Raw genomic sequence first — 18101 nt, 5'->3', positions numbered from 1 at the left:
CTGGGCCACCACCGACCGCGTCTACATCAACATGGAAAACCGGGATGACTGAAGCGCCTCAGACCGAATTTCCATCCATCAGGTTGCTCAATCCATTTGCACCATTTCACACCCAACGGCGGCATCTCCGGCGTGCTGGTGCTGGCGGAAAGCCACGTCAGCATCCATACATGGCCCGAGCGCGCCTATGCCGCGCTCGACCTGTTCATGTGCGGCGATGCCGATCCGTACCGCGCCCTGCCGGTGCTGCGCGCCGCCTTCCGCCCCACCACCGTTACCCTGTCTGAAAACAAGCGAGGACTGATCCCGTGAGCGCGCCCGCTTCTCCCGAACGGTTCGAGGAAACCCTGTACCCCGGCTGGCGTCAGGTGTTCGCCGTCGATCGCGTCATCCACCGCGAAAAGACGGATCATCAGGACTTGGTGATCTTCGAAAGCCCCGTGTTCGGCCGAGTGCTCGCCCTGGACGGCGTGGTGCAGATCACCGAGGGCGACGAGTTCATGTACCAGGAAATGATGGTGCATGTGCCCATCGTGGGGCACGGTGCGGCGAAGCGGGTGTGCATCGTGGGGGGCGGCGACGGCGGCTGCCTGCGCGAGGCGCTGAAGCACCCGGGTGTCGAGCCCACGTTGGTGGAGATCGACGCGGGCGTGGTCGAGTTCTCCAAGCAGTGGATGCCGTCCATCGGCAAGACCGCGCTGGAGGACCCCCGGTCGCGCATCGTCATCGCCGACGGCGTGGACTTCATGAAGACGGCGGACGAGACCTTCGACGTCATCATCGTGGACAGCACCGACCCCCACGGCCCCGGCGAGGTGCTGTTCACCCAGGACTTCTACGCCGACTGCCATGCCCGCCTGTCCGAGCGCGGCATCCTGGTCACCCAGAACGGCGTGCCGTTCACGCAGGCGGACGAACTGACCACCTCGTGGCGCCGTCTGCGCGGCGCCGGCTTCGCCGACGTGTCGTTCTATGTGGTGCCGGTGCCCAGCTACGTGGGCGGCTTCATGACCCTGGGGTGGGCCAGCAAGGACCCGGCCAACCGGGGCCTGGACGCCGCCACCGTGGACGCCCGCGTGGCCGGCCTGGACCTGGACACGCGCTACTGGACGCCCGAGATCCAGCGCGCCTGCTTCGCCCTGCCGCGCTACATCCAGACCCTGATGGAATAAGACAGCCCGGCCGCCCAAGGGCGGCCATCTCTAGGGTGGGGCGTCCCTGGACCTTTCGTCGGGGGCAGACCGAACGCCCTCCCCTGGCAAGGCCATCCGATTCACACTTTTTTCCCGTTCAGACGGGATGTTCGATCTGGAAGGCGGCCTTGTCCCTCAAGCCATGTCTTGATTCGGGCTGACGGCTTTGGTGATGCCTGGCGGGCGTTGCACTCCCGCCTGGAGCGTTTTCATCCCCATCCATTGGGCCAAACGGTCCGGACGGGGCTGCAAGCCCCGTCCGGCATGCAGCCTCAATGCCCAGACGCGTCGCCGGAAACCCGCAACGGTCGGGCGGGATACCGACCCCTTTGTGTCTTGGTGTCTTGGTGGTTCAGTCTCTTGCCGAAGACGGCCGCTCTCGTTCGAACATGTGTGAACGTGATCGCCCCTGCCGGGGGGCGGAGTCCGGGCACCATGACCCCGCGCCCCCGAAAATCCGCGATAACCCCAAAAAAAACCGGCTTGCCGCCACGAAGGCCGCAAGCCGGAATGCTTTTGTACACCATGAAGGGCGCCCGTTGCCCGGGCGCCCCTGAACCACGGACTAGAACAGCTGCAGGACCGACTGCTCGGCCTGGTTGGCGATCGACAGCGAGATCGTGCCGAGCTGCTGGCGGGTCTGAAGGGCCAGCATGTTGGCGCTCTCTTGGTTCATGTCGGCGTTCACCAGTTCGCCGGCGCCGGTTTCCAGCGTGTTGATCATGTTTTCCGTGAACTCGCGACGAGTCTCCAGGATCGCGTTGTTGGTCGCGAAGGAGCTCGCGTGGCTGCGCAGCGTGTCACGCAGCGATTCCATGTTGGCGGCGCCGCTGGACGCCGTCGAGACGGAGCTGTACGCGATCTGGCTGATGTTGCCAGAGCCCTTCACGCCGGCGATCGACAGCGTGCTGGAGCCGTTCTCGTCGAACTTCACGGTCAGGGTGTCGCTGGTGGCCAGCAGGTTGATGCCCTGGTAGCTACCATCGCCCAGCAGTTCAAGCATCTGGGTCTGGATGGAGCACAGGTCATCCTTGTAGCCGGACACGGCATCGCCCGAGGTGTCGGACGCCATGGTCTCGAAGATCGACCGCGCCTGATCGACGAGGTTGAGCATCGATTCGATCGTCGCCGTGGCGGCTTCCACGGTCTTCTGGCCCTGAACGATGCCGTCCTTCCGCGCGGTCAGGTCGCCCGCCCGGTAGTTCAGATCCTGGGCCTTGAAGAAGGAAATCGGATCATCAAGGGCCGTGTTGACCTTCTTGCCGGTGGACAGCTTGAACTGCGTTTCACCGATATTGCGGGTCGTGTTCTGCAGCGAAAGCAGGTTGGCCTTGATGCTGGAATTCAGGGTAACGTCAGACATGACGAGGTCCTTTCTGGTCTCTCTATTCGGCGCCGATCAACCGGGCGCCAGCGCACAGTGCGAGTGACCGCCTTCTGGCGATCTCGAGGATCGTATCCCGCGCCCCGTGACAAGGCAAGTGGATTCTGCAGCCCTACGGCGAAGGCCGAGGGGCCTCGACCTTGGTCGAGGGCGGCGGGTCGCGGCGCGTGGCGACGCCGAACGCCGCCGCCATCAGGGCGCGGGTGTAGGCGTTGTCCGGCGAATCGAGCACCCGGGCCGCCGGGCCGGCCTCGACCACGACTCCGTCCTTCATGACCAGGATGTCGTCGGCGAGCGCGCGCACCACCCGAAGGTCATGGCTGATGAACAGATAGGCCAGCCGGTGCCGGTCCTGCAGGTCGCGCAGCAGGTCCACGATCTGCGCCTGGACCGAGACGTCGAGCGCGCTGGTCGGCTCGTCCAGCACCAGGAACCGGGGTTTGAGGGCCAGGGCCCGGGCGATGGCGATGCGCTGGCGCTGCCCGCCGGAGAACTCGTGCGGGTAGCGGTGGCGGGTGTCCGGGTCCAGGCCCACCTCGCGCAGGGCCTGCGCCACCATCGAGTCGCGCTCCGCCGGGTCGCCGATCCGGTGCACCTCCAGGCCCTCGCCGACGATCTGGCCCACCGACAGGCGCGGGCTCAGCGAGCCGTAGGGGTCCTGGAAGACCACCTGCATGCGCCGGCGCAGGGGCCGCAGGGCGCGGGACTTCAGGCCGTCCACGCGCGCGCCCTCGAAGGTGACGGGCCCGTTGGAGGAGATCAGCCGCAGCAGCGCCAGGCCCAGGGTGGTCTTGCCGGAGCCGCTCTCGCCGACCACGCCGACGGTGTGGCCCTCCTTGACGGCCAGGGTCACCCCGTCCACCGCCTTCACGTGGTCCACGGTGCGGCGGATGACGCCCGTCTTGATCGGGAAGTGGACCTTCAGCCCCTCGGCGGCCATCACCGTCGCCGCGTTCGTCGCCGGCGGGCGCGGCGCGCCGTGGGGCCCGGCGGCCATCAGGGCGCGGGTGTAGGGATGTTCCGGCGCGGCGAACAGGCGGGCGACGGGGCCGCGCTCGACGATGCGGCCGTCCTTCATCACGCACACCGAGTCGGCGATGCGCCGCACGATGGACAGGTCGTGGGTGATGAACAGCATCGCCATGCCGAAACGGTCGCGCAGGTCCGCCAGCAGGTCGAGGATCTGCGCCTGAATGGTGACGTCCAGGGCGGTGGTGGGCTCGTCGGCGATCAGCAGGTCCGGCTCGTTGGCCAGCGCCATGGCGATCATGACGCGCTGGCGCTGGCCGCCGGACAGCTCGTGCGGCAGGGCGCCCAGGCGGTGTTCGGCCTCGGGCAGGCCCACCAGCGAGAGCAACTCCAGGATGCGCGCCCGCGCCGCCGCGCCGGTCAGGCCCTTGTGGACAGCCAGGATCTCGCCGACCTGCTTCTCGATGGAATGCAGTGGGTTCAGCGAAGTCATGGGCTCCTGGAAGATCATGGCCGCGCGCGACCCGCGCATGTCGCGCAACACCCCATCGGGGGCGGAGAGCATTTCGGTCCCCGCCAGTTGGATCGAGCCCGAGGGGTGGTGGGCGAAGGGATAGGGCAGCAGGCGCAGCACCGACAGCGCGGTGACCGACTTGCCCGAGCCGCTCTCGCCGACCAGGGCCAGGGTCTCGCCCCGGCGGATGGAGAACGACACGTCCTTGACCCCCTCCACGGCGCGGGGCGGCTGGCCGAAGGTCACCGACAGGCCGGCGATCTCCAGCACGGGGGCGTCGTCGCGCGCGGGGCCCGCCATCAGTGCACCCCCTTGCGCGGATCGAAGGCGTCGCGGACGGCCTCGCCGATGAACACCAGCAGGCTCAGCATGACCGCGATGACCATGAAACTGGCGATGCCCAGCCAGGGGGCCTGCAGGTTGTCCTTGCCCTGGCGCAGCAGGTCGCCCAGCGACGGCGAGCCCGGCGGCAGGCCCAGCCCCAGGAAATCCAGCGAGGTGAGCGCGACCAGCGAGCCGGCCAGGATGAACGGCAGGAAGGTGAGGGTCGCCACCATGGCGTTGGGCAGCACGTGCTTGACGATGATGAGGCCGTCCGACATGCCCAGCGCCTTGGCCGCGCGGACGTAGTCGAAGTTGCGCGCCCGCAGGAACTCGGCCCGGACCACGCCCACCAACGCCGTCCACGAGAACAGCATGAGCACGATCAGGAGGGTCCAGAAGCCCGGGATCAGCACGCTTGAGACGATGATGAGAATGAAGAGTTGCGGCAGACCGGACCAGATCTCGATGAAGCGCTGGAAGAACAGGTCCAGCAGCCCGCCGAAATAGCCCTGGACCGCGCCGGCGGCGACGCCCACCACCGAGGACAGCGCGGTCAGCGCCAGCCCGAACAGCACCGACAGCCGGAAGCCGTACAGCAGGCGGGCGAAGACATCCCGGCCCTGGTCGTCGGTACCCAGGATGTTCTCGGCGCTGGGGGGCGCGGGCGCGGGCACCGGCAGGTCCAGGTTCACGGTCTCGTAGGAGAACTGCACCGGCGGCCAGACGATGAACCCCTTGTCCTCGATCAACTCGGCCACCACCGGATCGCGGTAGACCGTCGTGGTCGGGAAGATGCCGCCGAAGGTGGTCTCGGGATAGTCCACCACGATGGGAAAAAACGGAGCGCCGTCGTACCAGACGAACAGCGGCCGGTCGTTGGCCACCAGTTCGGCGAACAGGCTGATGACGAACAGGATCAGGAAGATCCACAGCGACCAGAAGCCGCGCCGGTTGGCCCGGAAGTTGGCCAGTCGGCGGCGCCACAGCGGATTCAGCCCACGCCGGGGCGGCGGCCCGTCGGGGGACCGGACGCCGGTGTCGGTGGCCGCGAGGGAGGCACTGTCCATGGTGGTCCGTCAGCGTCGGGGGAAACCGGACGGGGCCCCGTCCGGCATGGCCTTCCGGCATAACCTAAGGGGTTGCGCGGTCGGGACAAGCCCCTTCGGAGGGGGGGCCTTTCCCGTTCGGCGGACCGAAGAACGAGTGCCGGCCGTCACCGCTACCATCAACGCAAGTCCGACCCCATATATGATGGCCAGCCCTGCGCCGGTCGAAATGTCGCGACGGAAGGGCCGTGGTCTGGCTCTTATAAAAAAAAGTGTTCAGAATCAATGCCCTAATCCAAGATGATTGGCGGCACACGGTTTGGGTGTTAGTGTTGGTCCCTGACTGAACAGGAGCGTTTCGATGCCGTCCGCCCGAGATGTGGGACAGTACATTCTCAGCGCTCATGGCCCGATGACCGCCATGAAGCTTCAGAAGCTCGTCTACTACAGCCAAGCATGGTCTGTGGTCTGGGACGATGACGTCCTGTTCCCGGAGGATATCGAGGCCTGGAAGAATGGACCCGTCGTGCGCGACCTGTGGGAAGCAACGCGAGGTCAATTCCGCATCAGCGAGATTCCGGGCGGTGACGCGGCGACCCTCAATGAGACGCAGCAAGATAGTGTGAACAGGGTTCTCGACTTCTATGCCGGCCAATCGGCCCAGTGGCTGAGTGACCTGACTCACATGGAAGATCCGTGGAAGAACGCATACGCCAAAGGGCAGAATTCGCTGATTACCCCTGAGGCGTTGGTTGAATACTATTCTTCGATCCTGCCTGATGAGCCGAAAGCAAGCGCGAATTGAGCGCAAGAACCTGAAGAAACTTAAGCAGGACCAGAAGTCCGTCAGGTTGCGGACCCTGCCCGATGCCGAGGAGCCGCGTGTCGGGTCTTATCCGAAGCGCGGCAAGAGCGTCCGCCTGGGCGCCGACCCTGGCTCGATCTTCCACATGCCCATGACATGGTCGTGCGAGGCCCCGGATTGCGAGGGAGCCTGGTCCTGGGGTGTTCCGCGACAGTGGACCGAGGCCACGTGGCGCAACGACATCCGGCCGAAGCTTGAACAATGGGCTCAGCTCAGGTGGTCCGAAATCGACAGCATGTCTTCGGACACCGGCCACAAGATGCACCATCTCATGAAGGTGGATCAGATCTGTGATGAGGCCCAGCTTCGGCTGATGGAGATCGAGCAAGAGGGTGAGGAGATCTTTCGATTTCGCCTTGGGAACCTTCAGCGATTGTGGGGGTTTCGTGTCGTCGCGGATTTCGAGGTGCTCTGGTATGACCCGACCCACCAGATCTATCCGGTCGGCTAGCTCTCGGACGCGCGTTCCCGACGGGCGGCTGGCATCCCTTCCACCACCGCCAGCATCTCCGGGATGGTGGTGAACTTCTCGCGCGGGCGGCCGATGGCGGCGCCGCGCGCCACCTCGGCGGCGTCGATGCGGCGCCAGTCCTCCAGGCTCACCGGCCGCACGCCCCGATCCGCCAGCAGGGCGTCCAGCGCGTCCGGACCCGGGTGGCCCGGCCCGTGGTCCGCCAGCCACGCCAGCACCCGCGCCGCCACGGCCATGGAGTCGGATCGGTTGGTGGGGATCACGCCGCTCGGCCCGCGCTTGGCCCAGCCGACCACGAACAGCCCGGGCGCGGCCGCGCCGTCGGTGTTGGCGACCAGGCCCCGGCCCTCGTCCAGCGGCGCGCCGTCCAGGGCGGTGGCGCGATAGCCGATGGCGCTGACCACCGTGCCCACGGCCAGGTCATGGGTCTCGTCGGTCACCACGGCGCGGCCGTCCTCCATGTGCGTGCGGGCGAGGCGCAGCGTGCCCGCGCCGCCGTCGGGTCCCGGCAGGACCGCTCCGGGCGCCCGATGGAACCAGAGATGAATCCGCACCGGGGCCGAGGCCGCATCCGGGCGCGCGGCGAAGTCCTTCAGGATCGACAGGGTTTTCTCTTTCACGGGGCGCGCGGACTCGTCCGCCAGCGGCCCGACGGCGTCCGGCAGATCGGCCGGGTCCACCACGGGGGCGGCCCGCTCCAGGGTGCCCAGCTCGCCCAGCTCCGCCGGGGTGAAGCTGGCCTCGACCGGGCCGCGCCGCCCGATCAGGTGAATGTCGGTCAGGGGCGCGGCCGCGATCGCCGCCGCCGCGAGCGCGCCCAGGTCGCCGGCGGCCATCTCCGCCGGGGTCTTGGCCAGCACCCGGGCGATGTCCAGGGCCACGTTGCCGTGACCGATGACGGCCACGGCCGGCCCGGGCAGGCGCGGCGTCAGATCCGCGTGGTCGGGGTGGCCGTTGTACCAGCCGACGAACGCCCCGGAGCCGTAGACACCCGGCCGATCCTCGCCCGGAATGCCCAGGCGGCGGTCCTCGGGGGCCCCCGTGGCCAGGATCACCGCGTCATAGGCCCGGCGGAGGTCCTCCAGCGAGACATCGCGCCCGACCCCCACGTTGCCGAGGAACCGCACCCCCGGCCGGCTCAGGGTGCGGTCGAACTGGCGCACGATGGCCTTGGTGCCCTGGTGATCCGGGGCCACGCCCGCGCGCACCAGCCCGAACGGGGTCGGCAGGCGGTCCAGCACATCAATGCGCAGGCCCTCGCCCTTGCGCGCCAGGGCGTCGGCGGCATACAGCCCGGCCGGGCCGGACCCGACGATGCACACTCTGCCGGTCATGGGCTCGCGGCTCCCTCGGTCAGGCCCCCGAAGCGGTCGTAGAACACCCGCGCGGCGTGGGGCAGGGGGCCGTCCGCCGTCTCCAGGGTGTCCATGATGTGGCGCTCGGCCAGCGGGGCGGTGGCGCGGTAGATGTTGCGGCACAGCAGCCGCGCGGCCGCCCCCGGCCAGTCCGCCGGCAGCACCTCGGCCGGCAGCATGGGGTCTCGCAGCAGCACGCGGCGGTAGTCATGGATCAGCAGCGTGCGGATCAGGAACGCCTGGGTCGGCGTGCAGTCGGGGCCGGCGGCCTCCAGCGCGCGCCACACCGGCCGGAAGCGCTCCAGGAAGCGGCCGTAGTCGCCGCCCAGCGTCTCCAGGTCCCAGCAGCCCTGCACCAGCCCCACGCCGGCGGCGGGATCGGTCATGGCGTGACCCTGGGCGCGCATCACCACCACGCGGTCGGCCAGCCCGTGGCTCTCCAGGGTCTGTCGGAGGTCGTCGTCGTCGCTGCCCGGGTGGGCGAGCACCGACGGCGCCAGGGTGCCGAAGCCCTGCCACAGCAGGTCGCGGCGCAGGGCCTCGCGGCGCTCCGGCTCCAGCGGCAGGGCGTTGGTCAGCACCAGCAGCCAGCCGCCGTCCCAGGGCGGCAGGTCCAGGGCATAGATGCGCCGGTGCGCGCGCTCGAACCGGCGGCGGCCCTCGGGCGTCAGGCCGTAGTAGCTGCGCCGCCCGATGGGGGTGGCCACCAGCCAGTCGTCGCGGGTCAGGCGGAAGACGGCGGTCCGCACCATGCGTTCCGAGACCCCGAGGGGCTCCACCAGCCGGATCAGGCTGCCCAGCCAGGTGCTGCCCCCGTGCGGAAGGATGCCGTCGCCGTAGATGGTGACGATCAGCGACTTGGCGCGCAGGGGGATCGCGTCCATCACCTGGCCGATCCGGTCATCCAGGCGCGTGGCCCTGGACATGGCGTGAACTCCTGGGTGCCTCGGTTGCATTGGGCGCGCCATGGATGCGAGCGCGCGCGGGCGGAACATGATCCTTTTACGGGCTTGCCGGCGTGGCGAAAAGAGGCAAGTCCGTACCGCAGTGCGGCATGACCGGACGGAAGGCAAGGGTCCGAAATGGATTGACAATCCGCAATATGTTTCACTAATTCTAGAGAACAAGTCAATTTCTGTGTCACGTCGGGTTTTGGGGCCGTCCACGGCGGCCCGGACGGCGGGACCGGACCATCCCAGGGAGGGACAGGCGATGCCGACGCGGAAGACCTATGACAAGGGCGATCCCCTGCCCGAGGAGTACAAGACCCTGCTGCTCAACCTGATGTCCTTCCAGGGGGATTCGGAATACGCCGGCGGCCAGCGGGTGATGGAGAACATGCGCTTCGCCCCCCGGCCCGAGGAGGCCTATCGCCTCTCCAAGAAGGTCATGGAGGAGATGGGCCACGGCTACTACGTCTGGAACCTGATGCAGGACCTGGGCGTGAACGTGGACGAGCGCATTCAGGAACTGGTCCGCAACCCGGACAATCCCGACCCCAGGAAGGTCAATGTCATCAACGGGTTCAGAAAAGAGAACTGGTCCACGTGGTTCGAGGACTGGTATGATGTCGGCCTGTTCTCCACCGTGGTGACGCCGGCCGCCGTGGCCTTCCTGGGCCAGTACCGCGAGTGCTCCTACCTGCCCTGGGCGCGCGTCAACGTGCGCATCCACAAGGAGGAACACGGCCACCTCGCGTTCGGCGTCTGGGCGACCAAGCGCAACATCGAGTTCGGCGGCGAAAAGGCGCGCGAGATCTGCCAGTCCAAGGTCGAGAAGTTCATGCGCATCGGCCTGGGCTTCTACGGCCGACCCAGCACGGGCGCGAAGGCCTCCGAGATGTTCCAGAAGTACTTCGACTACGGCATCAAGACCCGCACGCCGGAAGAGCTGCAGGCGGAATACATGGAACTGCTGGAGGCCCGCCTGAAGGAATGCGGCCTGGAGATGCCCAAGGGGGTCGAACCCGACTACGACATGCGCATGGGCTATGAAGCCGGAGAGACCGTCGCCCACGTATCCTGACACGTATCCTGACACGCGTCCCGACAAGGCCGATGATGACCATGAGCGATCCCCCCGCGACCGGCGGCGCCCTGCCCGAGCTGCCCAACACGCTGTTTTCCAGCGGGCGCAGCGTGCTGGCCAAGTTCGGCTACCGGCACATGACCGACGGCGAGGTCCGCGAGGACTGGGCCGAGATGTGGGACCTGCTGCGCGGGGACTTCACCGGCGCGGCCGGCGGCATGGTGCCCGCCTTCGGGGCGCTGGAGGAAGGCGCGCAGGCGGCGGCGCGGGAGTACATGGCGCGCCGGCTGATCGCCGACCGCAATCTGGAGCGCTGCGAACGCCTGCACGTGGCCATCTTCAGCGGCGGTGTGCGGACGGAGGCGGTGGAACGCTACAGCACCGCCCGCGATGCCTACGAGCACAGCGTGGAGGCCTTCGGCGCCGCGCGTGAGCGGCTGGAGCAGCGGCTTCGGGCCGGGGCGGCGGGCGGCTGAGGGGCGCGGCCCGCCGGGATCACGGCAGGCGGGCGCCCTGTGTGACCGTGAAGAATCGGTCCAGCGAGCGGATCACCGCCGTCGCCAGCTTGGCCCGGTAGGCGCGCTGGCGCAGCAGCTTTTCGTCCGTGTGGTTGGACAGATAGCCCATCTCCAGCAGCGCCGAGGGCACGTCCGGGGCCTTCAGAACCGCGAACCCGGCGAACCGGCGGCTGTGGTTCAGGGTCCGCACCTCTTCGGGCAACTCGGTCAGCAGGGCGTTGGCGAACTGCACCGAGCGGTTCATGGTCTCGCGCTGGGCCAGGTCGATCAGGATGTTGGTGACGTCCCGGCTTTCGTGGCTGAAGTCCATGCCCAGGATGATGTCGGCCTTGTTCTCGCGCTCGGCCAGCGCGCCGGCCTCGGCGTCCGACGCCTTCTCCGACAGGGTATAGACCGACAGGCCCCGAACCTTGGGGTTGGCCAGCGAGTCCGCGTGGATGGACAGGAACAGGTCGGCGCCCGCCTGCCGGGCGCGGCGCACCCGCTCGCGCAGCCGCACCGAAACGTCGCGGTCCCGGGTCAACATGACGCGGTAGCGGCCCGTGGCCACCAGGGCCGCGCGCAGCTCCTTGGCCATGGCCAGGGTGATGGTCTTTTCGTACAGGCCGCCGACGCTGATGGCGCCGGGGTCGCGCCCGCCGTGCCCCGGGTCGAGCGCGATCATGGGCTTGCGCGGGGCCGGCGGCTTGCGCGCGGGCACCGGGATGAAGGCCGCCGGGGTGAGCGGCCCGGCCTCGGGCAGGGAGGGCGGCGCGGGAATGGGCGCGGCGGCGGCGGTCTCGACCACCGGCCCCGGACGGGTCGGGCGGCGGCGCGGCAGCGGCACGGACGGGGCGGCGGCGCGGTCTTCTGGGGACGGCGCGGCCTCGGCCACCCGCAGGTCGGGCGCCGGGTCGGCCGGGGGCGTGGTCGGCGCGGCCACCGGCGCGCCCAGGGTCATGGACCCGCCCCACTGGCCACCAAGAATGGCGTTCTCGTGTCCGGCGGTGGTCGCGAAGGCCCGGGCCGGGGTTTCGGTCACATCCACCACCAGCCGCCAGTCCTGGCCGTCGCGCGGCGACAGGGCGAAGGCTTCCAGCACCCGCACGGGTGTGGCCAGATCCAGCACGATGCGGGTGACCCCGCCTTCCAGCAGGCCGTGGCGCACGCCGGCCACATGCCCGGTGGGGCCGGGCAGGGCGCCGGCCGGAACCAGCCAGTCGGCGTCCTTCAGGTCGATGACCAGACGGGCGGGCTCGGTCAGGCTGAAGACGCGGAAGGCCGGCGCGTCGCTCAGGTCCAGGACGACCCGGGTCTTGACCTCGTGTGCGCCCAGGCGGACGGCGGTGGCCCGGGTGCCGGCCCAAGCGGGGGGCGCCGGCAGAGTCAGGGCCGGCAGAGCCAGCGTGGACCCCAGCAGCAGGCCGGAGGTGCCCGCGCCCAGCACGCCGCGCCGGCTCACCGTGGCCGAGGGGGCCAACGGGCCGGTGCGCCGGAGCGCGGGGCCGGGGGCCCCAATGGTCCTGGTCTGTGCGGCCGGGCGGCCGAACCGGGTCGCCATGGCTGTGCCCTTGCCAATGTTTCGGGGCCGGGGGACGGACCCCCGGGATCAGCCGAGGGGCATGAGCCGAAAGGGCATGCCCGTGGACGGACCCTCCCCCCTCATGCCGGGGTTGTCCTCCGCTCGCAAGGCCTTTCGCCCACGCGGCCCCGACCGATGATGGAACAGGCGCGCAACACTCTTCGAGCCAGATATACGCGAATCGTTACAACCCCGCAAGATCAAATGAAATTTCTGCAATGGCGGGGGTGGGCAGCGGGGGCGTGGGCGGTTACGGCCAGTGCTGGGCCGTGTGCAGCACGCGCAGGATGGTCACAGTGGCGGCGTCATGCCGATAAACCACGACGTAGCGTCTCCGCACGACCATCTCGCGCGTGCCGTCCACGCGGCCGACGCGATACAGCCGTGGGGTTTCGGTCAATCGCGCGGCCTTGGTCCTGATCGAGTCCACCAGGGCCTGTGCGGCGACCGGATTGTCCTCTGCGATATACGACACCATGGCCAGCAGATCGGCGCGGGCCGCCCGGGTCCAGACCAGATCAGGCACGGCGTTTGGCATCGATGACGGCTTGGGCCTCCGCCATCACCTCGTCGTGCGCGATGGGGGGCTGGTCGTCCTCCAGCGCTTCCCGCACCTTGGCGCGGAACCAGGCGTCGTAGGCGTCCGGGTCCGTGGTCAGGCCGGCCGGCATTCCGCCCTCCGCCGCGACCCGCGTGAGCAGAATGCGGACCGCGTCCGAGACGGTCAGGCCGACACCGGCCAGCGCTTCGCTTGCCTCGGCCTTCAATTGGTCATCGACCCGGACATGGAGCATTGATGTCTGAGCGGGCATTGGGCTCCTCCTCGCTTCAGGACCAATATGTCTCTCAATTGAGAGACCGGCAAGGACGGGTGTCCCACAAAAACCTCAGCAATCCCATGCCGTTTCCCGTCATCCCCTGGGATCGGCTCAGGATTCAAACAAGTCCGCGTGGCTGCCCGTTCGGATCAGAACGATGGACTCGTCGTCCTCCTCCCAGATCAGCAGCCAATCCGGGGCCACGTGGCATTCCCACGCATCGGACCAGGCCCCGGACAGGCGATGGGGGCGGCACCGTTCGGGAAGTGGCCGGTCCTCCACCAAAGCCTTCAGGACCGTTTCCAATCGGTCCATGGGCTGCCCACGCTTGCGGGCGCGCTTCATGTCCCGCTTGAAGCGGGTGGTCGTCAGCAGGTGTTTCATGTCCGGGAGTCGGACGGGGATCCGGACTCTGGGGTGTCCGCCGCCATCAGGTCCGCGACGCTGTCAAAGGCGCTCAAATCCTGGCGGGCGCGGGCCTGGGCCAGGGCCTCCCGCGTTTCGGCGTTGGGCAGGCGGACCGGGAAGGGCAGGCCCCGGTTCAGGCTGACCTGCCGGTAGAACAAGGTGATGGCCTGGCTAGCCGACAGGCCCAGGTCCGCGAACACGGCCTCGGCCTCCGCCTTCACGGCCGGATCGACGCGGGCCCGGATGGTTTCACTGCGGGACATGGAGGGCCTCCCCAGGAGTGCTGATCCTGGGGTTCAATGTACCCCATGTCGGCTTCCCTCGCTATCAGGGAGTCCGCTGAAGACCTTTGCCGAGCGCTCCCGAACGAAAACGTCAGCAATGCTGTCCCGTTTGCATCCCGGGCCGGGGCGCGCTAGACTGAGTGCGTTTGTTGGGTATTGGTGCGGCGGGTCCGCGCCGCCCACATGATCCCGTGTCTGTCTTGCGCTGGAGGGTCCCCCCATGACCGCGCGTTCGCCCATCCCGATGGATCAGGTCACGCTGGAGGACAAGTACCGCCTGTCCGAGGGCCGGGTGTTCATGACCGGCATCCAGGCCCTGACCCGCCTGCTGCTGGCGCAGCGCCAGCGCGACCGGGCGGCCGGGCTGAACACGGGCGGGTTCGTCAGCGGCTATCGCGGCTCGCCCCTGGGGGCTTATGACAAGGAGTTGTGGCGCGCCAAAACATACCTGGACGCCGAAAACATCCACTTCCAGCCGGGCGTGAACGAGGACCTGGCGGCGACGGCCGTCTGGGGCACGCAACAGACCGGCCTGTTCCAGGGCGCCACCGTCGATGGCGTGTTCGGCGTGTGGTACGGCAAGGGGCCGGGCGTGGACCGCTCCGGCGACGTGTTCAAGCACGGCAATATGGCGGGTACCGCGCCCCACGGCGGCGTCCTGCTGATCGCGGGCGACGACCACGCCGCCAAGTCCTCCACCATCGCCCACCAGTCGGAACACGCCCTGGCCGGCGCGCAGATCCCCGTCCTGAACCCCGCCGGCGTGGACGAGGTGGTGGAGTACGGGCTGCTCGGCATCGCCATGAGCCGCTATGCCGGCCTCTGGGTCTCCATGAAGGCGATCAGCGAGACCTGCGACAGCGGCGGCTCGGTCCCGGTCGATCCGCTGGCCCTGGACATCGTCACCCCGACCGATTTCGCGTTTCCGCCCGACGGGGTCCACATCCGCTGGCCCGATTCTCCTTTGGCGCAGGAACACCGCCTGATGCGGTTCAAGATCTATGCCGCGCTCGCCTTCGCCCGCGCCAACCGCATCGACCGCGTGGTGTTCGACAGCCCGGAACCGCGCCTGGGCATCGTCGCCTCGGGCAAGGCGTACAAGGACGTCCGGCAGGCCCTGGCGGATCTGGGCGTCACCGAGCGCGTCGCCCGCGACATGGGCATCCGCCTGTACAAGGTGGGCATGCCCTGGCCGCTGGAGCGCGACGGCATCCGCCGCTTCGCCGAGGGCCTGGAGGAAATCCTCGTCGTCGAGGAAAAGCGCGCCCTGATCGAGAACCAGCTCAAGGAGCAGCTCTACAACTGGCGCGAGGATGTGCGCCCGCGGGTCGTGGGCAAGTTCGACGAGGCCGGCGCGGTCGTGCTGCCGTCCCACGGCGAGCTGACCCCGGCCATGGTGGCCCGCGCCATCGCCGGGCAGCTTCGGCGCTTCGTCACCCTGGACACCATGGAACAGCGCCTCGCCTGGCTGGAGACGAAGGAGGCCGAACTCTCCGAGAAGACCGCGCCGACCAAACGCCTGCCCTACTACTGCTCCGGCTGCCCGCACAACACCTCGACCAAGGTGCCTGAGGGCAGCACCGGCCTCGCCGGCATCGGCTGCCACTACATGGTGACCTGGATGCCGGAGCGGAACACGAAGACCTTCACCCACATGGGCGGCGAGGGGGCGAACTGGGTCGGCCTGTCACCCTTCACCGAAACCCGCCACATGTTCGTGAACCTGGGCGACGGCACGTACTTCCACTCCGGCTCGCTGGCGATCCGGCAGGCGGTCGCGGCCGGGGTCAACATCACCTACAAGCTGCTCTACAACGACGCCGTGGCGATGACCGGGGGGCAGGCGGTGGACGGCACCCTGACCGTACCCCAGATCGCCCACCAACTGGAGGGCGAGGGGGCGAAGCGCATCGCCATCGTCTCGGACGCGCCCGAAAAGTACCAGGGCGCGGACCTGCCCCCGGGCTCCACCGTGCATCACCGGGACGACCTGGACGCCGTGCAGCGCCGGTTGCGCGACATCGAAGGCGTGACGGTGCTGATCTACGATCAGGTCTGCGCGGCCGAGAAGCGCCGCCGCCGCAAGCGCGGCCTGATGGAAGACCCGGACCTACGCGTCGTCATCAACGAGGCCGTCTGCGAGGGCTGCGGCGACTGCGGCGTGCAGGCGAACTGTGTCTCCATCGTGCCCGTCGAGACCGAGTTCGGCCGCAAGCGCGCCATCGACCAGAGCACGTGCAACAAGGACGTCTCCTGCGTCAAAGGCTTCTGCCCCAGCTTCGTGACCGTCTCGGGGGTGACGCCAAAGAAGCGCACGGCCAAGGCCGGCGCGGGCGGTCTGGACGACGGGTTTCCGGCCCTGCCCGAGCCCGCCACCGAGATCACCCAGTCCGCCCCCTACGATATCCTCATCACCGGCATCGGCGGCACCGGGGTCGTGACCATCGGCGCCATCCTGGGCATGGCGGCCCATCTGGAGGGCAAGGGCGTCTCGGTGCTCGACCAGACCGGCCTTGCGCAGAAGAACGGGGCCGTGGTCAGCCATGTGCGGCTCGCCCGGCGGGACCAGGACATCCACGCCGTGCGCATCGCCGCCGGCAACACCAACCTGCTGCTCGGCTGCGACATGGTGACGGCGGCCGGGGCGGATGTGCTGGAGAAGATGCGGCGCGGCCTGACCGTCGCGGTCATGAACGCGCACAAGGTCATGACGGCCGACTTCACCCAGCAGCCGGACGCGGTCTATCCGGACCAGCGCCTGCGCGACACCATCGCCGACGCCGCGCACGAGACCCTGTATGTGGACGCCACCCGCGTCGCCACCGCGCTGCTGGGCGACAGCATCGCCGCCAACCTGTTCATGGTCGGCTATGCGTGGCAGACGGGGTTGATTCCGATCAGCCGCGCCGCCCTCGAACGCGCCGTGGCGCTGAACGGCGCGGCGGTGGAGAGCAACCTCGCGGCCTTCCAGTGGGGGCGGCGCATGGCGGAGCACCCCGAACAGGTGCTCGCCCTGGTCGGGCCGGAGGCGGAGACCACCGGCGACCGCCGCCTGTCCGAGACCCTGGACGAGAGCATCGACCGCCGCGCGGCCTCGCTGCGCGGGTACCAGTCGGGCCGGTACGCCAAACGCTATCGCAAGGCCGTGGCGCGGGTGCGGGCCGCCGAGGCCGCCGCCATGGGGCCGGGCGAAACCCGCCTGACCGAGGCCGTGGCCCGCGCGCTGTTCAAGCTGATGTCCACCAAGGACGAATACGAGGTCGCCCGCCTGTACACCGACGGCCGGTTCAAGACCATGCTGGCCGAGCGGTTTGAGGGCGGGACACCCCGCATGACCTTCCACCTCGCCCCGCCGCTGCTGGCCAAGCGCGACCCGCAGACCGGGCACCTGGTCAAGCGCGCGTACGGGCCCTGGGTGTTCGGCGCCTTCCGCGTGCTGGCGGCGCTGAAGGGGCTGCGCGGCACGCCGCTGGACCCCTTCGGCCGCACCGAGGAACGGCGGATGCAGCGCCAGCTTTTGGTGAACTATCGGGCGCTGCTGGACCGGCTGGTGAGCGGCCTGACGCCGGAAACCCACGGCGTGGCGGTCGAGCTGGCCGCCCTGCCGCTGGAGATGCGCGGCTTCGGCCACGTGCTGGAACGCAACGTCGCCGCCGCCCGCGAGAAAGAGGCCGCCCTGCTGGCCCGGTTGGAGGCGCCGGCACCAAGGATGGCGGCGGAGTAGGGGGGCGTTCGAGTTGCTGGCACGGCGGTCAGGCACTGAAGACGCCACTTTCCCTTCCAAATCGGCCGACTTATAGTGCCATGCTTGGTCAGTTTACTTGCTGGATATCAATCAATAGCCGGCCTGTCGCCGGTAATTCTACGAGAGGTGATGCCCGATGGCAGTTTTAGACCCGGAGAGATGATTAATACCTCGGATCCCGTTCTTTTTGTCTCAACGGGATAATTTACGTCAAACTCATAGATTGGAGATTTGACATAAATTTTCCTTATCTGTTGGACATTGTCATAGGTGACAATATATGGCCTTGACAGTCCCCGGATAAATTCTGACAAATCTCTATGATCCCCATGTTGATAGAAGTTCGTATAAAGCGCAGAGCCTTTCTGGTAATATGGCGGGTCAATACAAAAAAAGTCTACGCTGAGCTTATCAGAACTCGTTAGTTTCATAAATTCTATCGCGTCCATATTGAACAAATTAATCTGCCTTTTGTACTTAGCAACACGTTGAACGCGTTGAATTAGGTCGTGCTTATTAAATCTGCAGTCTATTTTGTAAATGGCTTATCCCTTTGCTTCCGGCGCGATCAACATATCGTAGGTGGTGGGTCCCTTGGTCGTGACGATCCCCAGGAG

General features: G+C 68.0%; 17 protein-coding genes. 7 read left to right on the top strand and 10 right to left on the bottom strand.

Translation table 11 applies throughout. The features are described from left to right. Nucleotides 1-96 precede the first annotated feature (96 nt). Both speD and speE read left to right on the top strand, forming a co-directional pair. On the top strand, nt 97-312 hold the full coding sequence (gene speD / locus GHC57_RS16520) for an adenosylmethionine decarboxylase (RefSeq protein ID WP_425500692.1): 216 nt from the start codon (nt 97-99) through the stop codon (nt 310-312). Beyond that, nucleotides 309-1172, top strand: a complete 864-nt coding sequence (speE, locus tag GHC57_RS16515; protein ID WP_170294928.1) for a polyamine aminopropyltransferase — start codon at nt 309-311, stop codon at nt 1170-1172. Before speD ends, speE begins: the two co-directional genes overlap by 4 nt. A 586-nt stretch (nt 1173-1758) precedes the next feature. Here speE and GHC57_RS16510 read toward each other — a convergent pair. The 3 genes from GHC57_RS16510 to GHC57_RS16500 all read right to left on the bottom strand — a co-directional run bounded on the left by GHC57_RS16510 (nt 1759) and on the right by GHC57_RS16500 (nt 5451). Further along, nucleotides 1759-2556: a flagellin gene (locus GHC57_RS16510; RefSeq protein WP_153346262.1), complete on the bottom strand. Its 798-nt coding sequence runs from the start codon at nt 2554-2556 to the stop codon at nt 1759-1761. 133 nt (nt 2557-2689) lie between these two features. After that, nucleotides 2690-4360 (bottom strand): ABC transporter ATP-binding protein, encoded by a 1671-nt coding sequence (locus GHC57_RS16505; protein WP_153346260.1) that lies wholly within the window; start codon nt 4358-4360, stop codon nt 2690-2692. After that, entirely contained in the window at nt 4360-5451 is a 1092-nt protein-coding gene (locus GHC57_RS16500; RefSeq protein WP_153346258.1) for an ABC transporter permease, read from the bottom strand. The genes GHC57_RS16505 and GHC57_RS16500 overlap by 1 nt, the downstream gene beginning before the upstream one ends. Nucleotides 5452-5791: 340 nt before the next feature. On the opposite strand from GHC57_RS16500, the gene GHC57_RS16495 reads away from it, so the two are divergent. Beyond that, nucleotides 5792-6235, top strand: a complete 444-nt coding sequence (locus GHC57_RS16495; protein ID WP_153346256.1) for a Panacea domain-containing protein — start codon at nt 5792-5794, stop codon at nt 6233-6235. Further along, a complete protein-coding gene (locus GHC57_RS16490) occupies nt 6210-6746 on the top strand; it encodes a hypothetical protein (RefSeq protein ID WP_153346254.1) in 537 nt (178 codons plus the stop codon). The genes GHC57_RS16495 and GHC57_RS16490 overlap by 26 nt, the downstream gene beginning before the upstream one ends. Here the strand turns inward: GHC57_RS16490 and GHC57_RS16485 are convergent. Beyond that, on the bottom strand, nt 6743-8101 hold the full coding sequence (locus GHC57_RS16485) for an FAD-dependent oxidoreductase (protein WP_153346252.1): 1359 nt from the start codon (nt 8099-8101) through the stop codon (nt 6743-6745). The genes GHC57_RS16490 and GHC57_RS16485 overlap by 4 nt on opposite strands. Then, on the bottom strand, nt 8098-9048 hold the full coding sequence (gene paaX / locus GHC57_RS16480; RefSeq protein WP_153346250.1) for a phenylacetic acid degradation operon negative regulatory protein PaaX: 951 nt from the start codon (nt 9046-9048) through the stop codon (nt 8098-8100). Before paaX ends, GHC57_RS16485 begins: the two co-directional genes overlap by 4 nt. A 286-nt stretch (nt 9049-9334) precedes the next feature. On the opposite strand from paaX, the gene GHC57_RS16475 reads away from it, so the two are divergent. Both GHC57_RS16475 and GHC57_RS16470 read left to right on the top strand, forming a co-directional pair. Further along, entirely contained in the window at nt 9335-10147 is an 813-nt protein-coding gene (locus GHC57_RS16475) for a Phenylacetic acid catabolic protein (RefSeq protein WP_153346248.1), read from the top strand. A 41-nt stretch (nt 10148-10188) separates the two neighbouring features. Beyond that, nucleotides 10189-10626: a hypothetical protein gene (locus tag GHC57_RS16470; protein ID WP_246152410.1), complete on the top strand. Its 438-nt coding sequence runs from the start codon at nt 10189-10191 to the stop codon at nt 10624-10626. Between the two features lie 19 nt (nt 10627-10645). On the opposite strand, the gene GHC57_RS20340 is transcribed toward GHC57_RS16470, so the two are convergent. The 5 genes from GHC57_RS20340 to GHC57_RS16445 form a co-directional block, all read right to left on the bottom strand. Continuing rightward, complete coding sequence (locus GHC57_RS20340; protein ID WP_153346246.1) at nt 10646-12208, bottom strand: N-acetylmuramoyl-L-alanine amidase; 1563 nt, start codon at nt 12206-12208, stop codon at nt 10646-10648. 271 nt (nt 12209-12479) lie between these two features. After that, nucleotides 12480-12755 carry a type II toxin-antitoxin system RelE/ParE family toxin gene (locus GHC57_RS16460; protein WP_343031199.1) on the bottom strand — a complete coding sequence of 92 codons (276 nt, stop codon included), beginning with the start codon at nt 12753-12755 and terminating at the stop codon, nt 12480-12482. After that, on the bottom strand, nt 12748-13041 hold the full coding sequence (gene relB, locus GHC57_RS16455; RefSeq protein WP_153346242.1) for a type II toxin-antitoxin system RelB family antitoxin: 294 nt from the start codon (nt 13039-13041) through the stop codon (nt 12748-12750). The genes GHC57_RS16460 and relB overlap by 8 nt, the downstream gene beginning before the upstream one ends. A gap of 117 nt (nt 13042-13158) precedes the next feature. Then, nucleotides 13159-13431 (bottom strand): type II toxin-antitoxin system YafQ family toxin, encoded by a 273-nt coding sequence (locus GHC57_RS16450; RefSeq protein ID WP_153346240.1) that lies wholly within the window; start codon nt 13429-13431, stop codon nt 13159-13161. Further along, nucleotides 13428-13718, bottom strand: coding sequence for a type II toxin-antitoxin system RelB/DinJ family antitoxin (locus GHC57_RS16445; RefSeq protein WP_153346238.1), 291 nt, complete (start codon nt 13716-13718; stop codon nt 13428-13430). Before GHC57_RS16445 ends, GHC57_RS16450 begins: the two co-directional genes overlap by 4 nt. A gap of 241 nt (nt 13719-13959) precedes the next feature. On the opposite strand from GHC57_RS16445, the gene GHC57_RS16440 reads away from it, so the two are divergent. Beyond that, a complete protein-coding gene (locus GHC57_RS16440) occupies nt 13960-17463 on the top strand; it encodes an indolepyruvate ferredoxin oxidoreductase family protein (protein ID WP_153346236.1) in 3504 nt (1167 codons plus the stop codon). The last annotated feature ends 638 nt before the right edge of the window (nt 17464-18101 follow it).

This window comes from Roseospira navarrensis, assembly GCF_009601025.1.
Lineage (GTDB): Bacteria > Pseudomonadota > Alphaproteobacteria > Rhodospirillales > Rhodospirillaceae > Rhodospira > Rhodospira navarrensis.
This window is presented reverse-complemented; position numbering and strand designations above follow the sequence as displayed.